At 46.4% G+C, this 15,095-nt stretch carries 15 protein-coding genes and 2 rRNA genes; 8 read left to right on the plus strand and 9 right to left on the minus strand.

Annotated elements, in window-relative coordinates:
• Positions 1-81 (plus strand): 23S ribosomal RNA (locus AAEU32_RS15415); the annotation flags it as partial.
• Positions 82-220: 139 nt separating this feature from the next.
• A 5S ribosomal RNA gene (gene rrf, locus AAEU32_RS15420) occupies positions 221-335 on the plus strand.
• A gap of 57 nt (positions 336-392) precedes the next feature.
• On the opposite strand, the gene AAEU32_RS15425 is transcribed toward rrf, so the two are convergent.
• The 4 genes from AAEU32_RS15425 to AAEU32_RS15440 form a co-directional block, all read right to left on the minus strand.
• Positions 393-1,226: a chemotaxis protein gene (locus AAEU32_RS15425; RefSeq protein ID WP_421971427.1), complete on the minus strand. Its 834-nt coding sequence runs from the start codon at positions 1,224-1,226 to the stop codon at positions 393-395.
• Between the two features lie 139 nt (positions 1,227-1,365).
• A complete protein-coding gene (locus AAEU32_RS15430) occupies positions 1,366-3,441 on the minus strand; it encodes a tRNA(Met) cytidine acetyltransferase TmcA domain-containing protein (protein ID WP_421971428.1) in 2,076 nt (691 codons plus the stop codon).
• Positions 3,419-5,584 (minus strand): DNA helicase II, encoded by a 2,166-nt coding sequence (gene uvrD / locus AAEU32_RS15435; protein ID WP_421971429.1) that lies wholly within the window; start codon positions 5,582-5,584, stop codon positions 3,419-3,421. The genes AAEU32_RS15430 and uvrD overlap by 23 nt, the downstream gene beginning before the upstream one ends.
• A gap of 106 nt (positions 5,585-5,690) precedes the next feature.
• The gene (locus AAEU32_RS15440) at positions 5,691-6,101 is read right to left on the minus strand and encodes a GNAT family N-acetyltransferase (protein ID WP_421971430.1); all 411 of its coding nucleotides are present in this window, start codon (positions 6,099-6,101) and stop codon (positions 5,691-5,693) included.
• Positions 6,102-6,204: 103 nt separating this feature from the next.
• Between AAEU32_RS15440 and AAEU32_RS15445 the strand changes: the two genes are divergently transcribed.
• Positions 6,205-6,615: a GNAT family N-acetyltransferase gene (locus AAEU32_RS15445; protein ID WP_421971453.1), complete on the plus strand. Its 411-nt coding sequence runs from the start codon at positions 6,205-6,207 to the stop codon at positions 6,613-6,615.
• A 271-nt stretch (positions 6,616-6,886) separates the two neighbouring features.
• Here AAEU32_RS15445 and AAEU32_RS15450 read toward each other — a convergent pair whose 3' ends face one another.
• The 5 genes from AAEU32_RS15450 to lptM all read right to left on the minus strand — a co-directional run bounded on the left by AAEU32_RS15450 (position 6,887) and on the right by lptM (position 10,202).
• Positions 6,887-7,579, minus strand: coding sequence for an HAD-IA family hydrolase (locus tag AAEU32_RS15450; RefSeq protein WP_421971454.1), 693 nt, complete (start codon positions 7,577-7,579; stop codon positions 6,887-6,889).
• A 3-nt stretch (positions 7,580-7,582) separates the two neighbouring features.
• Entirely contained in the window at positions 7,583-8,515 is a 933-nt protein-coding gene (xerC, locus tag AAEU32_RS15455; protein ID WP_421971431.1) for a tyrosine recombinase XerC, read from the minus strand.
• Positions 8,512-9,123 (minus strand): DUF484 family protein, encoded by a 612-nt coding sequence (locus tag AAEU32_RS15460; RefSeq protein ID WP_421971432.1) that lies wholly within the window; start codon positions 9,121-9,123, stop codon positions 8,512-8,514. The genes xerC and AAEU32_RS15460 overlap by 4 nt, the downstream gene beginning before the upstream one ends.
• Positions 9,120-9,950 carry a diaminopimelate epimerase gene (gene dapF, locus AAEU32_RS15465; RefSeq protein WP_421971433.1) on the minus strand — a complete coding sequence of 277 codons (831 nt, stop codon included), beginning with the start codon at positions 9,948-9,950 and terminating at the stop codon, positions 9,120-9,122. Before dapF ends, AAEU32_RS15460 begins: the two co-directional genes overlap by 4 nt.
• Before the next feature lie 63 nt (positions 9,951-10,013).
• Positions 10,014-10,202 carry an LPS translocon maturation chaperone LptM gene (gene lptM / locus AAEU32_RS15470; RefSeq protein ID WP_421971434.1) on the minus strand — a complete coding sequence of 63 codons (189 nt, stop codon included), beginning with the start codon at positions 10,200-10,202 and terminating at the stop codon, positions 10,014-10,016.
• 144 nt (positions 10,203-10,346) lie between these two features.
• Here lptM and cyaY point away from each other — a divergent pair, with 144 nt between their 5' ends.
• Genes cyaY through AAEU32_RS15495 form a run of 5 tightly spaced genes read left to right on the plus strand, consistent with a single transcriptional unit; the run spans position 10,347 to position 15,095 of the window.
• Positions 10,347-10,667: an iron donor protein CyaY gene (gene cyaY / locus AAEU32_RS15475; protein ID WP_421971455.1), complete on the plus strand. Its 321-nt coding sequence runs from the start codon at positions 10,347-10,349 to the stop codon at positions 10,665-10,667.
• A complete protein-coding gene (locus AAEU32_RS15480) occupies positions 10,668-11,327 on the plus strand; it encodes an alpha/beta hydrolase (RefSeq protein WP_421971435.1) in 660 nt (219 codons plus the stop codon).
• Positions 11,328-11,349: 22 nt separating this feature from the next.
• Positions 11,350-12,243 (plus strand): DUF2914 domain-containing protein, encoded by an 894-nt coding sequence (locus AAEU32_RS15485; RefSeq protein WP_421971436.1) that lies wholly within the window; start codon positions 11,350-11,352, stop codon positions 12,241-12,243.
• 17 nt (positions 12,244-12,260) lie between these two features.
• The gene (gene hemC / locus AAEU32_RS15490) at positions 12,261-13,202 is read left to right on the plus strand and encodes a hydroxymethylbilane synthase (RefSeq protein ID WP_421971437.1); all 942 of its coding nucleotides are present in this window, start codon (positions 12,261-12,263) and stop codon (positions 13,200-13,202) included.
• A gap of 21 nt (positions 13,203-13,223) precedes the next feature.
• The gene (locus AAEU32_RS15495) at positions 13,224-15,095 is read left to right on the plus strand and encodes a uroporphyrinogen-III C-methyltransferase (protein WP_421971438.1); all 1,872 of its coding nucleotides are present in this window, start codon (positions 13,224-13,226) and stop codon (positions 15,093-15,095) included.

Here is a 15,095-nt window from a genome sequence, read left to right on the forward strand (position 1 = left end):
CTACAACGTTGATAGGCAGGATGTGGAAGCGCTGTGAGGCGTTAAGCTAACCTGTACTAATTACCCGTGAGGCTTAACCATACAACGCCAAAATGGTGTGAGACTGTTAAGTTAGAAGTTAGAAATTAAAGACTGAAGTAGACGATTACTTATTACTTTGAAATAAAGAGCAGCTTTCCGAATTAATACTAATTGCAACAGCGATTGGTAACCAGCTTTGCTTGGTGACAATAGCGTTCTGGACCCACCTGACCCCATGCCGAACTCAGAAGTGAAACGGAACTGCGCCGATGATAGTGTGGCATTTGCCATGTGAAAGTAGGTCATCACCAGGCTTTAAATTAAAGAAACCCGCTCTATGAGCGGGTTTTTTGCGTTTGCGGGATCGTAAATTAGAAAAGCCCGTAAGCTTCAGTTTCTTCTGGTTCATGAGATAGGTGCTGAGGCCGGAATATGGCACTTGGCTCAATAATAAGAGAGTGACTATCTTCAAGTTTAATCAACCCAGCCATCATGTGTTTTGTCTCTCTATCTACTTCAAAGCCGATGGATGTGAGCTCACTCAACGACTTAACATCGCTTTGGTCTACGCTTATGCTGTCTTCAACGCGATCTACTAATAAACCTATGTAAGGGGTTTTACCATCTTTAGTTGTATAAACGATGATGGGTTTGTGGTTAAAGATCAGTAACTCTTTGGCTGAACTTAAAAGGCGAGTTATCAATGCCATGGTGTTACGTTTCTCTTTGTTTAGAAGGGCAATTGCTTGGTCTTGAGTCAGGCCAGATATTATTTTTGCCTGTTCTAAAATGTGCTGATGTGGCACAGCCAAACGTTTGAACATGTCTTTTAAATCAGTGTCTTGAACATTCTGATTTTCATACCAGTTGATGAACTTTCGCATCGCTTCATCGAACTCATTGGTCATGGGTTGTTGTTGCTTAACGGCATCTTCGAGTGAGCGGAACCATTTATTGTTGAGAAGCATGTATTGCTCAATGGATTCAGCTAAGGCGCTATTGGCACTTTTAGTCGATTCTCGATTTAGCATCAGACCTAAATCAAAGATGGGGGTCGGTGTATCCATGTAATCTTTAACACCCAGAAAACTGGGGTTTTCGTTAGGCAAGCTAGTTAAGTTATCTTCATACCTCTCGGTAAAAAGAATATCGAGAATTTTCAGAGAGATGGTTTTGCTGCCTACGCGGAAATTTACAAAGTCCATTAGCTGTTTTCAATTCTATTGATCTTGGTATAAAGCTTAGCTTAGATGAATATTTTCACCACAAAGACAGTGAATTAACTCAAAATTTACTATGAAACGGCAAAGAGGTAGTTGGTGCGCGATCAGTGCACTGAAATAGCTAGTCGTGATGGGCCTCAACAATGATTTCGACGAGTGTCATCAAAGCGCTTTGGAACTGTTTCTTACTATACACAGACATGATAGACGCGTTGTTTTGTGTATAGAGTTGCTCAATAAAATCTTGTTGTGCCTGCGGTAATGCATGAATACGTTGTTGTGATGCTGCAAGATAACGCTTTAATGGGGCATAGAGCTGAATAAATGATAATTCACCTTTTAAAAACCGCTCCAAAGTGTTGGCATCATCCAATAAACAGTCACTGTGAGTGCATTCTTTCTCCAGCTTATCCTTTAATTTGTTGCTTATATGCGGGAAAAAGTACGCCAACACTTCTGGTAAGTCGCGCTGCCACATTACATACAATGATGTCAGGGTGTCACTCGCGTATCGGCTTAGCGTCTTGACCATCAATATACTGTGTTGAGCGCTGACATGGTCTTTCTTAAATCCTAGCTTTACGGTTTTCATTCCAGCGCGCTGCCAAAACTGTACTAATGACGCATGTGCACCAAAGCTGGTACCAAAGATATCAACGTTCAAATCTATCAGATCTTTTTCGATGTAGGCGATGAGCGCACTGCCTAACCCTAGGTGGTGTACAGATGGGTGAATGGCAATGCGAGATACTCTTGCGCCCTTCAACGCTGCTATTTTCGCCTCGCCTGCAAGCGTTGCCAAACTTTGTATAAGCATATGGCCCTGAGGTCTGCGTTTACCTTGAGCAACTTCAGCGGCTAACTGCAGGGGGAAGTCTCCTTCGAGCATTACTAATGCCACCCCCACCAATTGTTGCCCTTGCAAGGCAAGGTAGATTCTTTGCCCCGGGGCGTCTAGCAGTTGGCGGAAATCATTGGCAGATGTTTGATAATGAGCAAGTACAAGCAGTGCGAACACTTCTTTTAACAGCGCTGAATTCTCAACTAGCTCATTGATAGTGCAGTGTTGGTAGCGAACCGTGGAGGTATTGATATCAACAGAACTGTTGGCGGCATCAAGAATAAGCAGCTGATTGATACCTTGCTCTAGTGGGTCATTTGGTGCAAAGCGAAATGGCTCCGTCAGCGAACACTCTCGGTGCAAAGGGTAGTGCTTGTCGAGGTAGGTTTTAAACCTCAAGGTATAGCCTCTGCCGCTTCCTTCATAACCCGCTAAGGTGCTCGCAAATACAACACGTGGATAAAGTAATAAGAGTCGCTTGAGTATATGCACAGGGATCGTCGCAGCCTCATCGACGAATAGCACATCACAGGCTGGTTGTTCTGCTAACACCCTATCCGGGGGCATGAAGGTGAGGTTTTCGAGGTGGTTGACGCCATCATCGTATCTGTGCGCTTCACAGTGTTGAGCGAGATGCTTAAAGGCACTGCTTACTGCTTTGCGTTGAATCGCACAGAGGATGATTTTCTTGTCGCTCAGTTTTGCTGCCGCGATCCCCAGAGCGGCTGATTTTCCGCGGCCTCTATCAGCACTTATGAGCAGAGGTCTAGTTGTGGAGGCGCATGCTGTGTCAATTATTTCATCGATAGCTTGTTGTTGCTGCGCTCCAGGCGTATATGGTTGGCTTGCACATGAATCACTACAGTTGGGCAGCTGGACTGTCTCTGAGGCTGACTGACATATACTGATAAAGGACGTATTGGGTAACGTGTGTTCTAGCCAACGCCAAAACAAGCTATACTCAGGTGCGCTGTAGCCGTGAGAGAGAAACTTTTCTATTCCTGGGTCTAAAAAGCACGAGGTATCTTCTGGCAGCAACATCACTAATATGCCACCTGCTTGGACTGTGCCGCTGAGCGCCGCTAACTTATCAGCATAGAAACCACTGAAGCAGTCATAAACAACATTCGCATGTTCTTGACCGAGGATTTGATGCAAGTGTGTTGGCCATTGCCCGTCAGTCAACGCTGTTTCGCGACTCAGGATATACCAAGGCTCGGTAATATCGCGGCGTAAATAAGAAAGCTGCTCAAAGCACCAAGCGCGCTCGCCCCGTAGCAAAATAGCCTGACGCCATCGGTGCTTTACGAGGCTAGTCTTAAGCGCTGCTAAATCAGATTGCTTGTAAGCGCGCATAGGCTGTGACTAACCATTTACTGCCAACATCATCAAAATTTACTTGTACGCGAGATTGAGGGCCCGCACCTTCATAATTAAGTACCGTACCTTCACCAAATTTGGCATGCAACACACGTTGGCCTAAGTTAAAACCGCTATCAGCAAAAGCTGCTTGAGTGAGAGAGTGGCTAAAGCGACTTGGTTGCGTAGGCGCAGTAATCTTGGTCTTCACACGTATTTCTTCAATGCAGTCATCAGGTAGCTCTCTTAAAAAGCGTGATGGGCTATGGTACTTCTCTTGCCCGTATAAACGACGACTTTCTGCATGGGTAATGTAAAGCTTATCCATCGCCCGTGTCATACCGACGTAGCAAAGGCGGCGCTCTTCTTCTAGGCGACCGCTTTCTTCTTGGCTTTGTTGCGATGGGAACATGCCTTCTTCGACACCAGCCATAAATACCAATGGAAACTCTAAGCCCTTGGCAGAGTGCAGTGTCATCATTTGCACAGCATCTTCATGCTCCTCGGCTTGGCCTTCGCCAGATTCTAACGAGGTGTAAGCTAAGAATCCTTGTAGCGGCGAAGAAAACTCCTCATCTACTGGCAGCTCATATTGCTCACAGGCGTTTATCAATTCTTCTAAGTTCTCTACCCGTGCACGGCCTTTTTCACCTTTTTCTGCCTGATACATTGCCATTAGGCCTGTATTTTCAATCGCATACTTAGCCTGCTCGGCCAAAGTCAGGTCTGTGATATGTGCTTCTACGCCATCCACTAATTCTAAGAAACGACTGACTGCTGTGGCTGCCCTTCCTGACAAGTGCTTTTGTTCAAGAATCGTTTTAGCCGCATACCACAAAGGCAGTGACTCTGCTCGTGCACAATCTCGGATATGACTTAAGGTTTTATCGCCAATACCACGTGTTGGGGTGTTAATTACACGCTCAAAGGCAGCATCATCTTGGCGGTTGCTGACAAGACGTAAGTAGCAAAGAGCGTCTTTAATTTCTTGGCGTTCGAAGAAGCGCATGCCGCCATATATGCGGTATTTCATACCCTCTTGCAATAACGCTTCCTCAAGGACACGAGATTGGGCGTTATTACGATATAAAATGGCGCTGTCACTGAGTGCATTACCCGCTTCGAGCCATGTTTTAATCTTGCCTACAATGAAGCGCGCTTCATCTAGCTCATTAAACGCTGCATAAATAGAGATGGGTTCACCTTGGTTGCCATCAGTCCATAAGCTTTTACCCATGCGCTCGGCATTGTTTTCGATCAGCGAGTTTGCCGCTTTCAAAATTGTGGCTGTAGAACGATAATTTTGTTCAAGGCGAATCGTTTCGGCATCGAAGTCATCTAAAAAGCGCTTAATATTCTCAATTCTCGCACCACGCCAGCCATAAATACTCTGGTCATCATCACCCACAATCATCATTGAGTTAGTATCACCCGCGATGAGTGAGAGCCAGCGATATTGAATGGTGTTGGTATCTTGAAACTCGTCCACCAAAATGTGGGCAAAGCGCTGTTGATAATGGCGTAACAAGGTTGGGTGTTGTTGTAGAACTTCGTAGCAACGTAGCAATATTTCCGCAAAGTCGACTAACCCTGCTCGATCACAGGCTTCTTGGTACGCGCTATAAACGCGCAGCAGCATTTGCTCATTAATATCATAGGCTTGAATATCTTTAGGACGCAGGCCTTCATCTTTTTTGGCACTGATATACCAAGCAATGTGTTTTGCTGGCCATTTTTTTTCATCGATATTCATAGCTTTGAGCAAACGGCGGATCATACGTTGCTGATCATCACTATCAAGAATTTGGAATGACTCAGGCAGCTTTGCTTCGCGATGGTGAGCGCGCAAGATGCGATGAGACAGTCCATGGAACGTGCCAATCCACATGCCACCGGCAGAGCCCTGAATGGTTTGCTCTACACGGGCGCGCATTTCTTTGGCTGCTTTGTTGGTGAACGTAACTGCGAATACACTGTAAGGTGATGCATTTTCAACTTGCGTCAACCATGCGATGCGATGGACTAGAACACGCGTTTTACCTGAGCCCGCACCAGCGAGAACCAGCATGTTTTGCAACGGTGCCGCTACCGCTTCGCGTTGTTTATCATTCAAGCCATCAAGTAATTCAGATACGTCCATTGCTACGTCCACTTATTATTAGTTTGGCAAGTATAACAAGAGTTATGCTTTGGCTAAATAGAATACTGTTTTTATAAACAGTAAAAATAAACATGAGCTGCCGTTATTACAGTAGCTCATGTTTGTTGGGTTCAAGCAGCTTGTAAAAATGAATCTTACTATGTGCTGTGATGGCTTCATTTTTGGTTTTTTGTATGTAGCCATGTGAGCGCAGCATGGCTAGCATGGCGTCGAATCGCAACATGGTTTTGACTTCAATTTGTGTATAACCTCGTTCGCAAGCCCACTTTTCTTGTGCCAACAGCAGCGCTTTTGCGATGCCTTTACCTCGGTGCTGTGGGTCTACAGCGCCAAGCCAGCTGTAAAATGTGTTTGCTGATTTTGCGTATCCCAATTTAAATGCAACCACCTTTGCTTCATAGGTGGCGACAAGTGCGAGGTGTTCGCTATCTCCAATGCGTTGCTGATACATGGCTAAATCAGCATTACCCAACATTTCAGGTGTTTGATTATGCACTGTTAAACATTCGTGCAATGATCCGATTCGGATTGTGTACTGACTCACACGCTAATACTCGGTTATTATTCTGATATCAGTTTATCATGGGTAATTCAGTGTGATGCGAAACAAGATAGTTGCCGATAATAGCACTCAACTTAGCGAGTGGTTAAAAGAGCAAGTAGTGGCATTCAATCAGTCTCAATGGCCAGTGCAAAGACAAGAGTTGGGCTTTAGCATCAATAATGAAGATGCACAGCGCATCGGTGGCATTTCAGGAAGGTGGTTTGGGAATTGGTTGTTGATAGACTGGTTATGGGTCAACCCTGAGGATAGAGGGCAAGGGTATGCCAGCGAGCTACTTAGCAAACTCGAATCGCATGCTAAGGAGCTGGGTGCGAACAAAGCCGTGCTTGATACGCTCGAGTTCCAGGCGCCTGAGTTTTATCGTCGTCATGGCTATGAAGAAGTGTTCGTACTTGAAAACTACCCACTAACAGGACGACGCAGTTACATGTGCAAGGAGCTTTAAAGCGCTAGGGCGTGTTGACCTTTGAGGTATGAATTTTGTTCAAATCAAAGGCTTTCAATGCTAGGAATGGGTCATGGTGCATAGTGAACTATGTTCAAGGCCCATGACAACGCAGTGCATGCCTTTGGTTGAACCCTTTGGGGCAGCGTCATTGGGGTATTTTGTCTGCGTTATCACCTGACTTACATAGAATGACTATGCGACGCAGGCTCTGCCTTGCCAAAATACCCCAATAACTGCTGCAAAAACAAACAGCAAGGGTCAACACGCCTTAGCACAACGCCTGTAACTCCATCACATCACTAATTTCACAACAAGGAAGGCCTTTATAATGATATTGGATCCCTTGGTTGTTGAGCCACACACTGCGACAACCTGCGTTATTTGCCCCACGCACATCGGTGTCCAGGCTGTCGCCAATATGGATTATTTCATGGTTGGCCACGCCCAGCTGTGATGCTGCGTTGTTGAAAAGCTCAGCATGCGGTTTGGCCTTGCCGTCAGGCCCTGCCATTAACACCAGTTCAAATTGATTTTTGAGATTGAATTTGGAGACATCGACATTGCCATTGGTAATCGCAATCAAGGTATATTTTTGGCGCAATGAGGCCAGTAGCGTGAGCACGTCATCACTGACAACAATGTTACTGCGTGCGTGAGCAAATGCATTATACGCGGCATCTGCGTGGTGAGAGTCTTCCCCAATATACTCTATTGCGTATGTGAGCGCTTGCTTACGCAGCTCTGTAACATCATTAACTAACGCGGGATCTTGCCTGAGAACGGCATTGCGACATTCAAGCCAAAATCCATCCGCTTGCTCACGCCATGCGTCAAGGGTATGTAAGTAGTCGTGCTGAGCTTGCAACGCCGCTTTGATTACAGGGTGGTTGTTATACAGGGTATCGTCTAAGTCGAAGCTGAGTACTTTCGCTTGGCTTAGGGCTCGATTAAATCGCATGATTAGTTACTTCTGCTTTTTGGCTCTCGGATGAGCATTATCATATACCTTGGCAAGGTGTTGAAAGTCTAAGTGGGTATACACTTGCGTTGCAGACAAACTGCTGTGGCCCAACAGTTCTTGCACTGCACGTAAGTCGCCACTGGATTGCAGTACGTGTGAGGCAAAAGAATGGCGCAGTTTATGTGGGTGAACTTGGGCGCTGAGGCCTTGTTTCACACCCCACTCACGCATGCGCTCGCGAACATGGCGAATGGAAATACGAGTTTTTCGTTTGGATAAAAACAATGGTGCATCATCAGCACCTACGAACATAACGCGCACTTTCAACCACGACTTTAGGGCTGCTATGGCTTTAGAGCCTACAGGCACAATACGTTCCTTATTGCCTTTACCGAGTACACGGATCTGCGCGTCTCTAAGATCAAGGTCACTGATGTTTGCATTAACTAGTTCGCTGACGCGCAGACCGCTCGAATACATAAGCTCCATCATGGCCTTATCACGCACAGCTAATGGATCGTCATCATCAATATCAAGCAGTTGGTGCATTTGATCCACATCTAAATTGCGCGGCAGTGGCTTATCAAATTTAGGGCCTTTGACGTGTTGGGCGGGATTTCCTTGATATGGGTTGTAGCTTTTGAGGTAGCGAAAAAAAGCGCGTAAACAGCTTAACTTTAGGTTTACTGTGCGAGCACCGAGTCCTTTTGCTCGCAGTGACATGGCATATTTACGAATGTCGTCAGCATCTAGCGCTAGCCAGCCTTCTTTTTGTTCGTAGAAGTAGCGTGCGACTTCAAGCAGTTGGCGATGATATTGCCCAAGAGTATGACTGGAATATTGTTTCTCGTAGCGCAGATAATCACTGTAGCTAGCAACTGGTCCACTCCAGTACTCAGCCATTATGGCAAAAGTTAGCGCTTGATTCTCGCTCATGGCAAGGACGCGAGTCGCTCTTGAAGGGCTTTGACGAATTCAAAAATAAAAAAGCTATCTTGAGCTGGCTCAAAGTGCAGCTCATCAAGGCTTGCGAAAGCGAGTAGCGCCAGTGGAGCATCTGTTTCGCCAATAAGGTACAACGCGGCGCTTTTGCATTCGCCGTTAAATATAAGTGCCTGTTCTTGTTCAGATAAACGACCAAGATAATGGTTGTTTTCGTGCAGCCTTTTATCAAGTAGAGGGGTTAACGCATCGCTAAACTTTACCAGCTTACACTCACTAATATGTAGCTGGTCACAAATGAGGGTCTCTAATCCTTGCGCCAAATCCATAAATTCACAGTCGGTCATGAGCTGTCTATGGCAAGCACTGAATACCTGATAGACCTGTTCATTTTGTTTGGCTTGCTGAATGAGTTGTGCCAGTTGCTGTTGCAGATTTTGATTTTGCTCACGCAGCACCTGTTGCTGGCGTAGTTGTAAAGAGGCAACGCTTTCAACCGAGGTGCCAAAATTCATCAGCGCAAATACCTCGGGGTGCTGTAAAAAGAAGTCCGGATGCTCTTGTAAATACAGCGCTACTTGGTTGTCATCTAAGTCACTCATAATGCAATTTGTCCATCAAATACATGCTCCGCAGGGCCGGTCATCTTCACTGGATGTCCTTCGCCTTGCCAGCGAATTTGCAGTGCACCACCAGGAAGGTCCACTTGTACATTACTACTTAATTTACTTTGTAATTGCCCGATTACGGCCGCTGCGCACGCGCCACTACCACAAGCAAGTGTTTCCCCTGCGCCACGCTCCCAGACTCTGAGTTTAATGTGGTTTTCATTAACCACCTGCATAAAGCCAACATTCACTTTGTTGGGAAAACGCTCATGTTCTTCCACCAAAGGGCCCAGTGTGTGCACTTGGGCATTATCGATATCCTCGACTTCAATGACGCAATGCGGGTTACCCATTGAGGCTGCACCGACAAACAACGTTTGCTCTTGCTCGCGCAAAATATAAGTGAGCTCACGTTTGCTGGCTTTGAGTGGGATTTCTTTGGGCTCGAGCATGGGTTGGCCCATGTTTACGGTTACTTGGCCATCTTTTTCAATGTACAAGACCATATTGCCGCCTTTAGTCGACACCGAAATTTTGTGTTTATTGGTAAGGCCTTTCATGCGCACAAAACGCGCAAAACAGCGTGCGCCATTGCCACATTGCTCTACTTCACTGCCATCAGCATTAAAAATACGATAGTGGAAATCTAAATCGGGAGAATAAGGCGCCTCTACCATCAAAAGCTGGTCAAACCCGACGCCAAAATTGCGATCGGCCAGTTTCTTAATTTGATCACGGGAAAGAAAAATATTCTGGGTTACGTTGTCAACGACCATAAAGTCGTTACCCAGCCCGTGCATTTTAGAAAAGTTAACTAACATAAGGCTCTTAAATCATCCTTTCAATGCCATTACTATGCCTGTAAATGGCAACGAACTCCACGCTTATCGCTGTTCTATTTGCTGCTGTGAATCCGGCTGCTCTGCACTTGCTGGCTGCTCAGGTGTTTGTGGTTGCTGCTGATTGCTTGGTGCTTCTTCTGGTAAGTACAAAGGGCCACTTTGACCACATGCGCCCAGTAGCGTTAAGCTGGCAGCTAAAAGAGTAAGACGAAATCGATAACTGTTATACATGGCGATTCGATAGATAATTAATATGACTCGTTTTATAATCGCAGAGTAACAGAAAATACTGAAAATGTAGTCGTTGCGACAAAATTTTTGCCTCACATGGCCTATGCCAGCAAAGGAGCACAAACTAGCATGAGTGAAACCACCCTGACCGACACCCAATACCATCAGCTGGCTGATGCATTAATGCTGACTATCGAAGAGCAAGTCGACGATATCGATGCGGATTTAGACTATGAGTCGGCTTCCGGCATTTTAGAAATTATCTTTGCTGATCGCAGTAAAATCGTCATTAACAAGCAAGCGCCACTGCATCAAGTATGGGTTGCGACCAAGTTTAACGGTCACCATTTTGAGTTGCATGGGGACAAATGGATTGATAACCGTTCAGGAGCTGAGTTTTGGCAATTTATGTGTGATGCAGCAACAAAACAAGCGGGTGTAGAAATCCGTTGGGAGCATGATTAAGTGAGTCAATTTGACGGTGTAAGCTACTTTAACAGCTCTTTGCACAAAGCAACGGTTATTTGGTTACATGGACTCGGTGATTCTGGTGACGGATTTGCTCCTATCGCACCGCATTTAGCCCTTCCAGATGAACTGGGGGTTAAGTTTTTGTTTCCTCATGCGCCTATTCAACCAGTTACCATCAATGGTGGTATGGAAATGCGCGCATGGTATGACATCAAATCTCTTGATCTAGATAAACGTGCAGATGCCCAAGGTGTGCAACAATCAGCAGACAGAATCAGCGCATTGCTTGATGAACAAATCGCTGCAGGTATTCCAGCAAGCAAAATTATTTTGGCAGGCTTCTCTCAAGGCGGTGTTATTGCATTGCACTTAGCGCCACGCTTTGAACACAAACTGGGGGGCGTTATGGCATTGTCGACATACATGTCGCAGCCAGAGTTACTTGCACAACAAGCCAAACATACCGACTTAACCATTTTTATGGCTCACGGGGATTTTGACAACGTAGTACCTTTAAGTGCTGGGAAACAAGCGCTCGATTGCTTAAGCAGTGCAGGTATGGACGTGTCATGGCAGAGCTACGCAATGGCTCATCAGGTGTGTGATGAAGAACTGCGCGCCATTCGACAATGGTTGATCGAACGACTAAGTTAAAAGAGATTTAGGAACAAGCGCAATGGGACAAAAAATCGTGATCACAGCGAATATGAGTAAGAACACGCAGCGCATTAACCGCAAAGAAGTTGTTTATCAATGGCATTGGCCGCGTATCACCGCGGCAGCGAGTGCCGTGGTGCTTGCTTCATCTGCATTATGGTATGCGACATCGACACCAGCAATAGCCGAACCAACAAGTCAAGTTGAAGCTGTTGCCCTCAATACAGACGATAAAGACATCTCGGTTGCAGCTAACGAAGAGCTGCGCAGCCAAGACCAAGATGTAAACACAGATTCAATTTCGCCCGAGCCAGTGGCAAGTGAATTGCAGGAAAACATCGTCACAGAGGTGAAAGATAACTCGAGTGCCGAGTTACAGGGACCGAGTGAAGATTCCGCAGAGGCTGCAACACACACCGCACAACAAAGCCCAGATCAGGATTCATCTGTGGCGGTGCTGCAAGCAACTCTTGAGTCTGCAGCTGAAGTAAGTGAAGAGGCTGAACCTGTAGAAGTAAAAGCAGAGTTTGATGAGCAAGCGAAGGTCGCAAGCTTAGCTCAAGGAACACGTATCGATACACAAAAGGTAAGCCGCGCAGTGTTGACGACCCAAGTGGTTGATCGTGAACCAATCAGCGCACTTGGCAACGAAGTTTCGACCTCTGACTTTGTCAGTAAACTGATGTTCTTTACTGAACTTCGAGGCATGCAAGGGCAGAAAGTTAAGCACGTTTGGTACTTTGAAGATCAAGCTGTGGCGGATGTGGAGCTAGGGGTTTATACCGCTCGCTATCGCACATTCTCGTCAAAGAACATTATGCCTAGCCAAGTCGGGATGTGGCGTGTTGAGCTACGAGACGAAAACAATAAATTACTAGCAACAAGTGAATTCAGACTTGTTGGCAAGCGCTAAGTAGAAGTAGGAATTAAATGACAACTGCAACCCAGCGGGTACGCATAGCAACCCGTAAAAGTGCCCTCGCTCTGTGGCAAGCCGAGTTTGTAAAGGCTGAACTAGAGCGCCATCATCCGCATGTTGAAGTGGAATTGGTCACCATGACCACCAAAGGCGACATCATTCTGGATACCCCATTAGCAAAAGTGGGTGGCAAAGGGCTATTCGTCAAAGAGTTAGAGCAAGCAATGCTCGAAGGGCGCGCCGATATCGCCGTTCACTCGATGAAAGACGTGCCCGTAGATTTCCCGGAAGGCCTTGAGCTACATACAATTTGTGAGCGTGAAGACCCGCGCGATGCCTTTGTTTCTAATACCTATGACAATATTGATAGCCTGCCGGCAGGTAGCGTGGTTGGAACATCGAGCTTGCGTCGCCAATGCCAGTTAAAGGCGCGTCGCCCAGATTTAGACATTCGTGATTTGCGTGGCAACGTAAATACCCGCTTAGCTAAATTAGACGACGGTCAATACGATGCTATTATCCTTGCGGCAGCTGGGTTAATTCGTCTAGAAATGCCAGAGCGTATCCGCAGCTTTATCAGCGCACAAGAGTCGCTGCCCGCTAATGGTCAAGGAGCTGTCGGTATCGAGTGCCGCAGTGATGATGATGTTATCAAAGCATTATTGGCGCCCCTAGAGCACTCCCAAACGCGTATTCGTGTAGATGCAGAACGAGCGATGAATCGTCGTCTACAAGGCGGATGTCAGGTGCCAATTGGCGCTTACGCTGAAGTTAACAATGATCTTGTGCATTTGCGTGGTTTAGTGGGCTCATTGGATGGCACACAAATATTACGCGCTGAGAAAAGCGCACCTGTGAGTGAAGCTACCGAGCTCGGTATCGCGCTTGCTGAAGAGTTACTAAGTCAAGGTGCTGACGCGATTTTAGCGCATGTATACGGCGAAATTGAATAATTCATAACATGGAAATAGGTGATGGCGCATATTGTTGTAACTCGTCCACAAGGGAAAGGCGAAGAGTTAGCTGAGCAACTCAGTGAGCAAGGTCACAAGGTGACTGTGTGCCCTGTGCTTGATATCAGTTATTTAGATACGTCAGCGCAGCAGCTTGCTACGTTAGATGAGGCTGACATCGCCATATTTGTGTCTCAAGATGCAGTTATAGGCTTGCATCAACAGCGCCCATCATTGCCCTCAAGCCTACAGTGTATCGCTGTAGGCGATGCCACCGCTAAGGCGTTAGCATCACATTTCAACATCAAAGCAATCTCTCCAAAACAACAAGATTCTGAAGGCGTTATTGCGCTGCCCATACTACAAAATGTAGAGGCTAAACATGTGGCGTTAGTGAAGGGTAAGGGCGGTCGTACTGTTATAGCTAAAACCCTTAAACAGCGCGGTGGTATCGTCCATGCCATCACTGTGTATGCACGCAACAGCACAGCTAATAGTAGTGAGCAATGGCTTAGCCAATGGCAGAAATCACAGGTAGATGCGCTGGTGGTTACCAGTAACAGTGGTGTAGATGCCCTGTTCGCATGCCATAATAATGAATTATTAGAGTGGCTTAAGTCGCGACATTTCTATATTGTCAGTGACAGAACGCAACAACATCTGAGCAAATTAGGTGTCAATAAGAACAATATCACAGTCGCTGCGACTGCCAGTAATGAGGCGATCGCTGCGAGCATTAACAGTGAGCAGGAAACCGGTATGAGCGATAAGCCTGAGCAGGCATCAGCAACTGCACAAGAGCAAAACCCTATAACCCAGGAGCAAGCGCCCGAGGTGACTCCTTTGAATCAAAGTGACGTTCAACCTCAGCGTGCTCGAATGAGTAAAGTTGGTTTGCTCGCGCTTATCATTGCCGTTGCAGCCGGTACAGGCACTGCGTACTTATATTGGCAAGACTACCAGCGTCAACAACAGCAAATGCGTGAGGAAAACGCACAATTTGCTCAACTGCAGTCACAACTCCAAACACTCAGCAGCAAAAACCAAGCTTTGCGCGAGCAAATCAATGCCTTGAGTGCTTCACAACAACAACAGCAGCAGAATAATGAATTGTGGCAGCAACAGTTTGACGACACCATTAGTCGCCAATTGAATGCTAACCAGCGTGCCATGATCACCCATGTAGAGCAAAGCATTGCCGCAGCAAAAGACACAACACAGCCACCGTTGGACATGAACGAAGTGCGCCGTTTAGTGTCACTAGCTGATTTTAAAATTTGGTCAGAACGAAACTATGCGGGTGCAGCGTCAGTGCTTGAACGTTTAGATGCTCTGCTTGGTAGTTATTCAGGCAACGCACAGCTGCGTCGCGCAATTCATAGTGACTTGCAAATGCTGGCGAGCGTAAAAGTCGTTGATGTACAAAAAGCAGTATTAAAATTGCACGGGCTTTCTGGGCAAGTTGATCAACTTGCCTTCATCATTAAACCACAGGCCGAGCAAGCAGCAGAACCGGATAATGCTCTCTCAGAAGACGTTTCTGATTGGCAAGCTAATTTGGCCCGCAGTTGGCAGCAGCTCGTTGACGACTTTATTAAAGTGCGCAAGCGTGATGTTGTTATTGACCCCTTGCTTGATACAGAGCAACAGCGTTTGATTAAGCAGCGCGTACACTTTTATCTCGACCAAGCGGGCTTTGCAGCAACTCATCAACATCAAGCCTTGTTTGAACAGGCACTGCAAAGCTGCGCCGATTTAATTACTCGCTACTTTGATTTAGCCCAGCCGCACACCCGTGAATTCCTCAGTACTTTGAAGCAACAGGCTTTGTTACAGCTCGCACCGAAACAACCTGTGTCACTGGCGACAGTTACTGCCTTGGAGGAATCGTAG

Source organism: Pseudoalteromonas maris, assembly GCF_049257235.1.
Classification (GTDB): Bacteria; Pseudomonadota; Gammaproteobacteria; order Enterobacterales; family Alteromonadaceae; genus Pseudoalteromonas.

Excerpts from the sequence above, each read along its gene's own strand:
- AAEU32_RS15425 (WP_421971427.1), bottom strand. The coding sequence starts at position 1,226 with ATGGACTTTGTAAATTTCCGCGTAGGCAGCAAAACCATCTCTCTGAAA.
- AAEU32_RS15430 (WP_421971428.1), bottom strand. The coding sequence starts at position 3,441 with ATGCGCGCTTACAAGCAATCTGATTTAGCAGCGCTTAAGACTAGCCTC.
- uvrD (WP_421971429.1), bottom strand. The coding sequence starts at position 5,584 with ATGGACGTATCTGAATTACTTGATGGCTTGAATGATAAACAACGCGAA.
- AAEU32_RS15445 (WP_421971453.1), top strand. The coding sequence starts at position 6,205 with ATGCGAAACAAGATAGTTGCCGATAATAGCACTCAACTTAGCGAGTGG.
- xerC (WP_421971431.1), bottom strand. The coding sequence starts at position 8,515 with ATGAGCGAGAATCAAGCGCTAACTTTTGCCATAATGGCTGAGTACTGG.
- AAEU32_RS15460 (WP_421971432.1), bottom strand. The coding sequence starts at position 9,123 with ATGAGTGACTTAGATGACAACCAAGTAGCGCTGTATTTACAAGAGCAT.
- dapF (WP_421971433.1), bottom strand. The coding sequence starts at position 9,950 with ATGTTAGTTAACTTTTCTAAAATGCACGGGCTGGGTAACGACTTTATG.
- lptM (WP_421971434.1), bottom strand. The coding sequence starts at position 10,202 with ATGTATAACAGTTATCGATTTCGTCTTACTCTTTTAGCTGCCAGCTTA.
- AAEU32_RS15485 (WP_421971436.1), top strand. The coding sequence starts at position 11,350 with ATGGGACAAAAAATCGTGATCACAGCGAATATGAGTAAGAACACGCAG.
- hemC (WP_421971437.1), top strand. The coding sequence starts at position 12,261 with ATGACAACTGCAACCCAGCGGGTACGCATAGCAACCCGTAAAAGTGCC.
- AAEU32_RS15495 (WP_421971438.1), top strand. The coding sequence starts at position 13,224 with ATGGCGCATATTGTTGTAACTCGTCCACAAGGGAAAGGCGAAGAGTTA.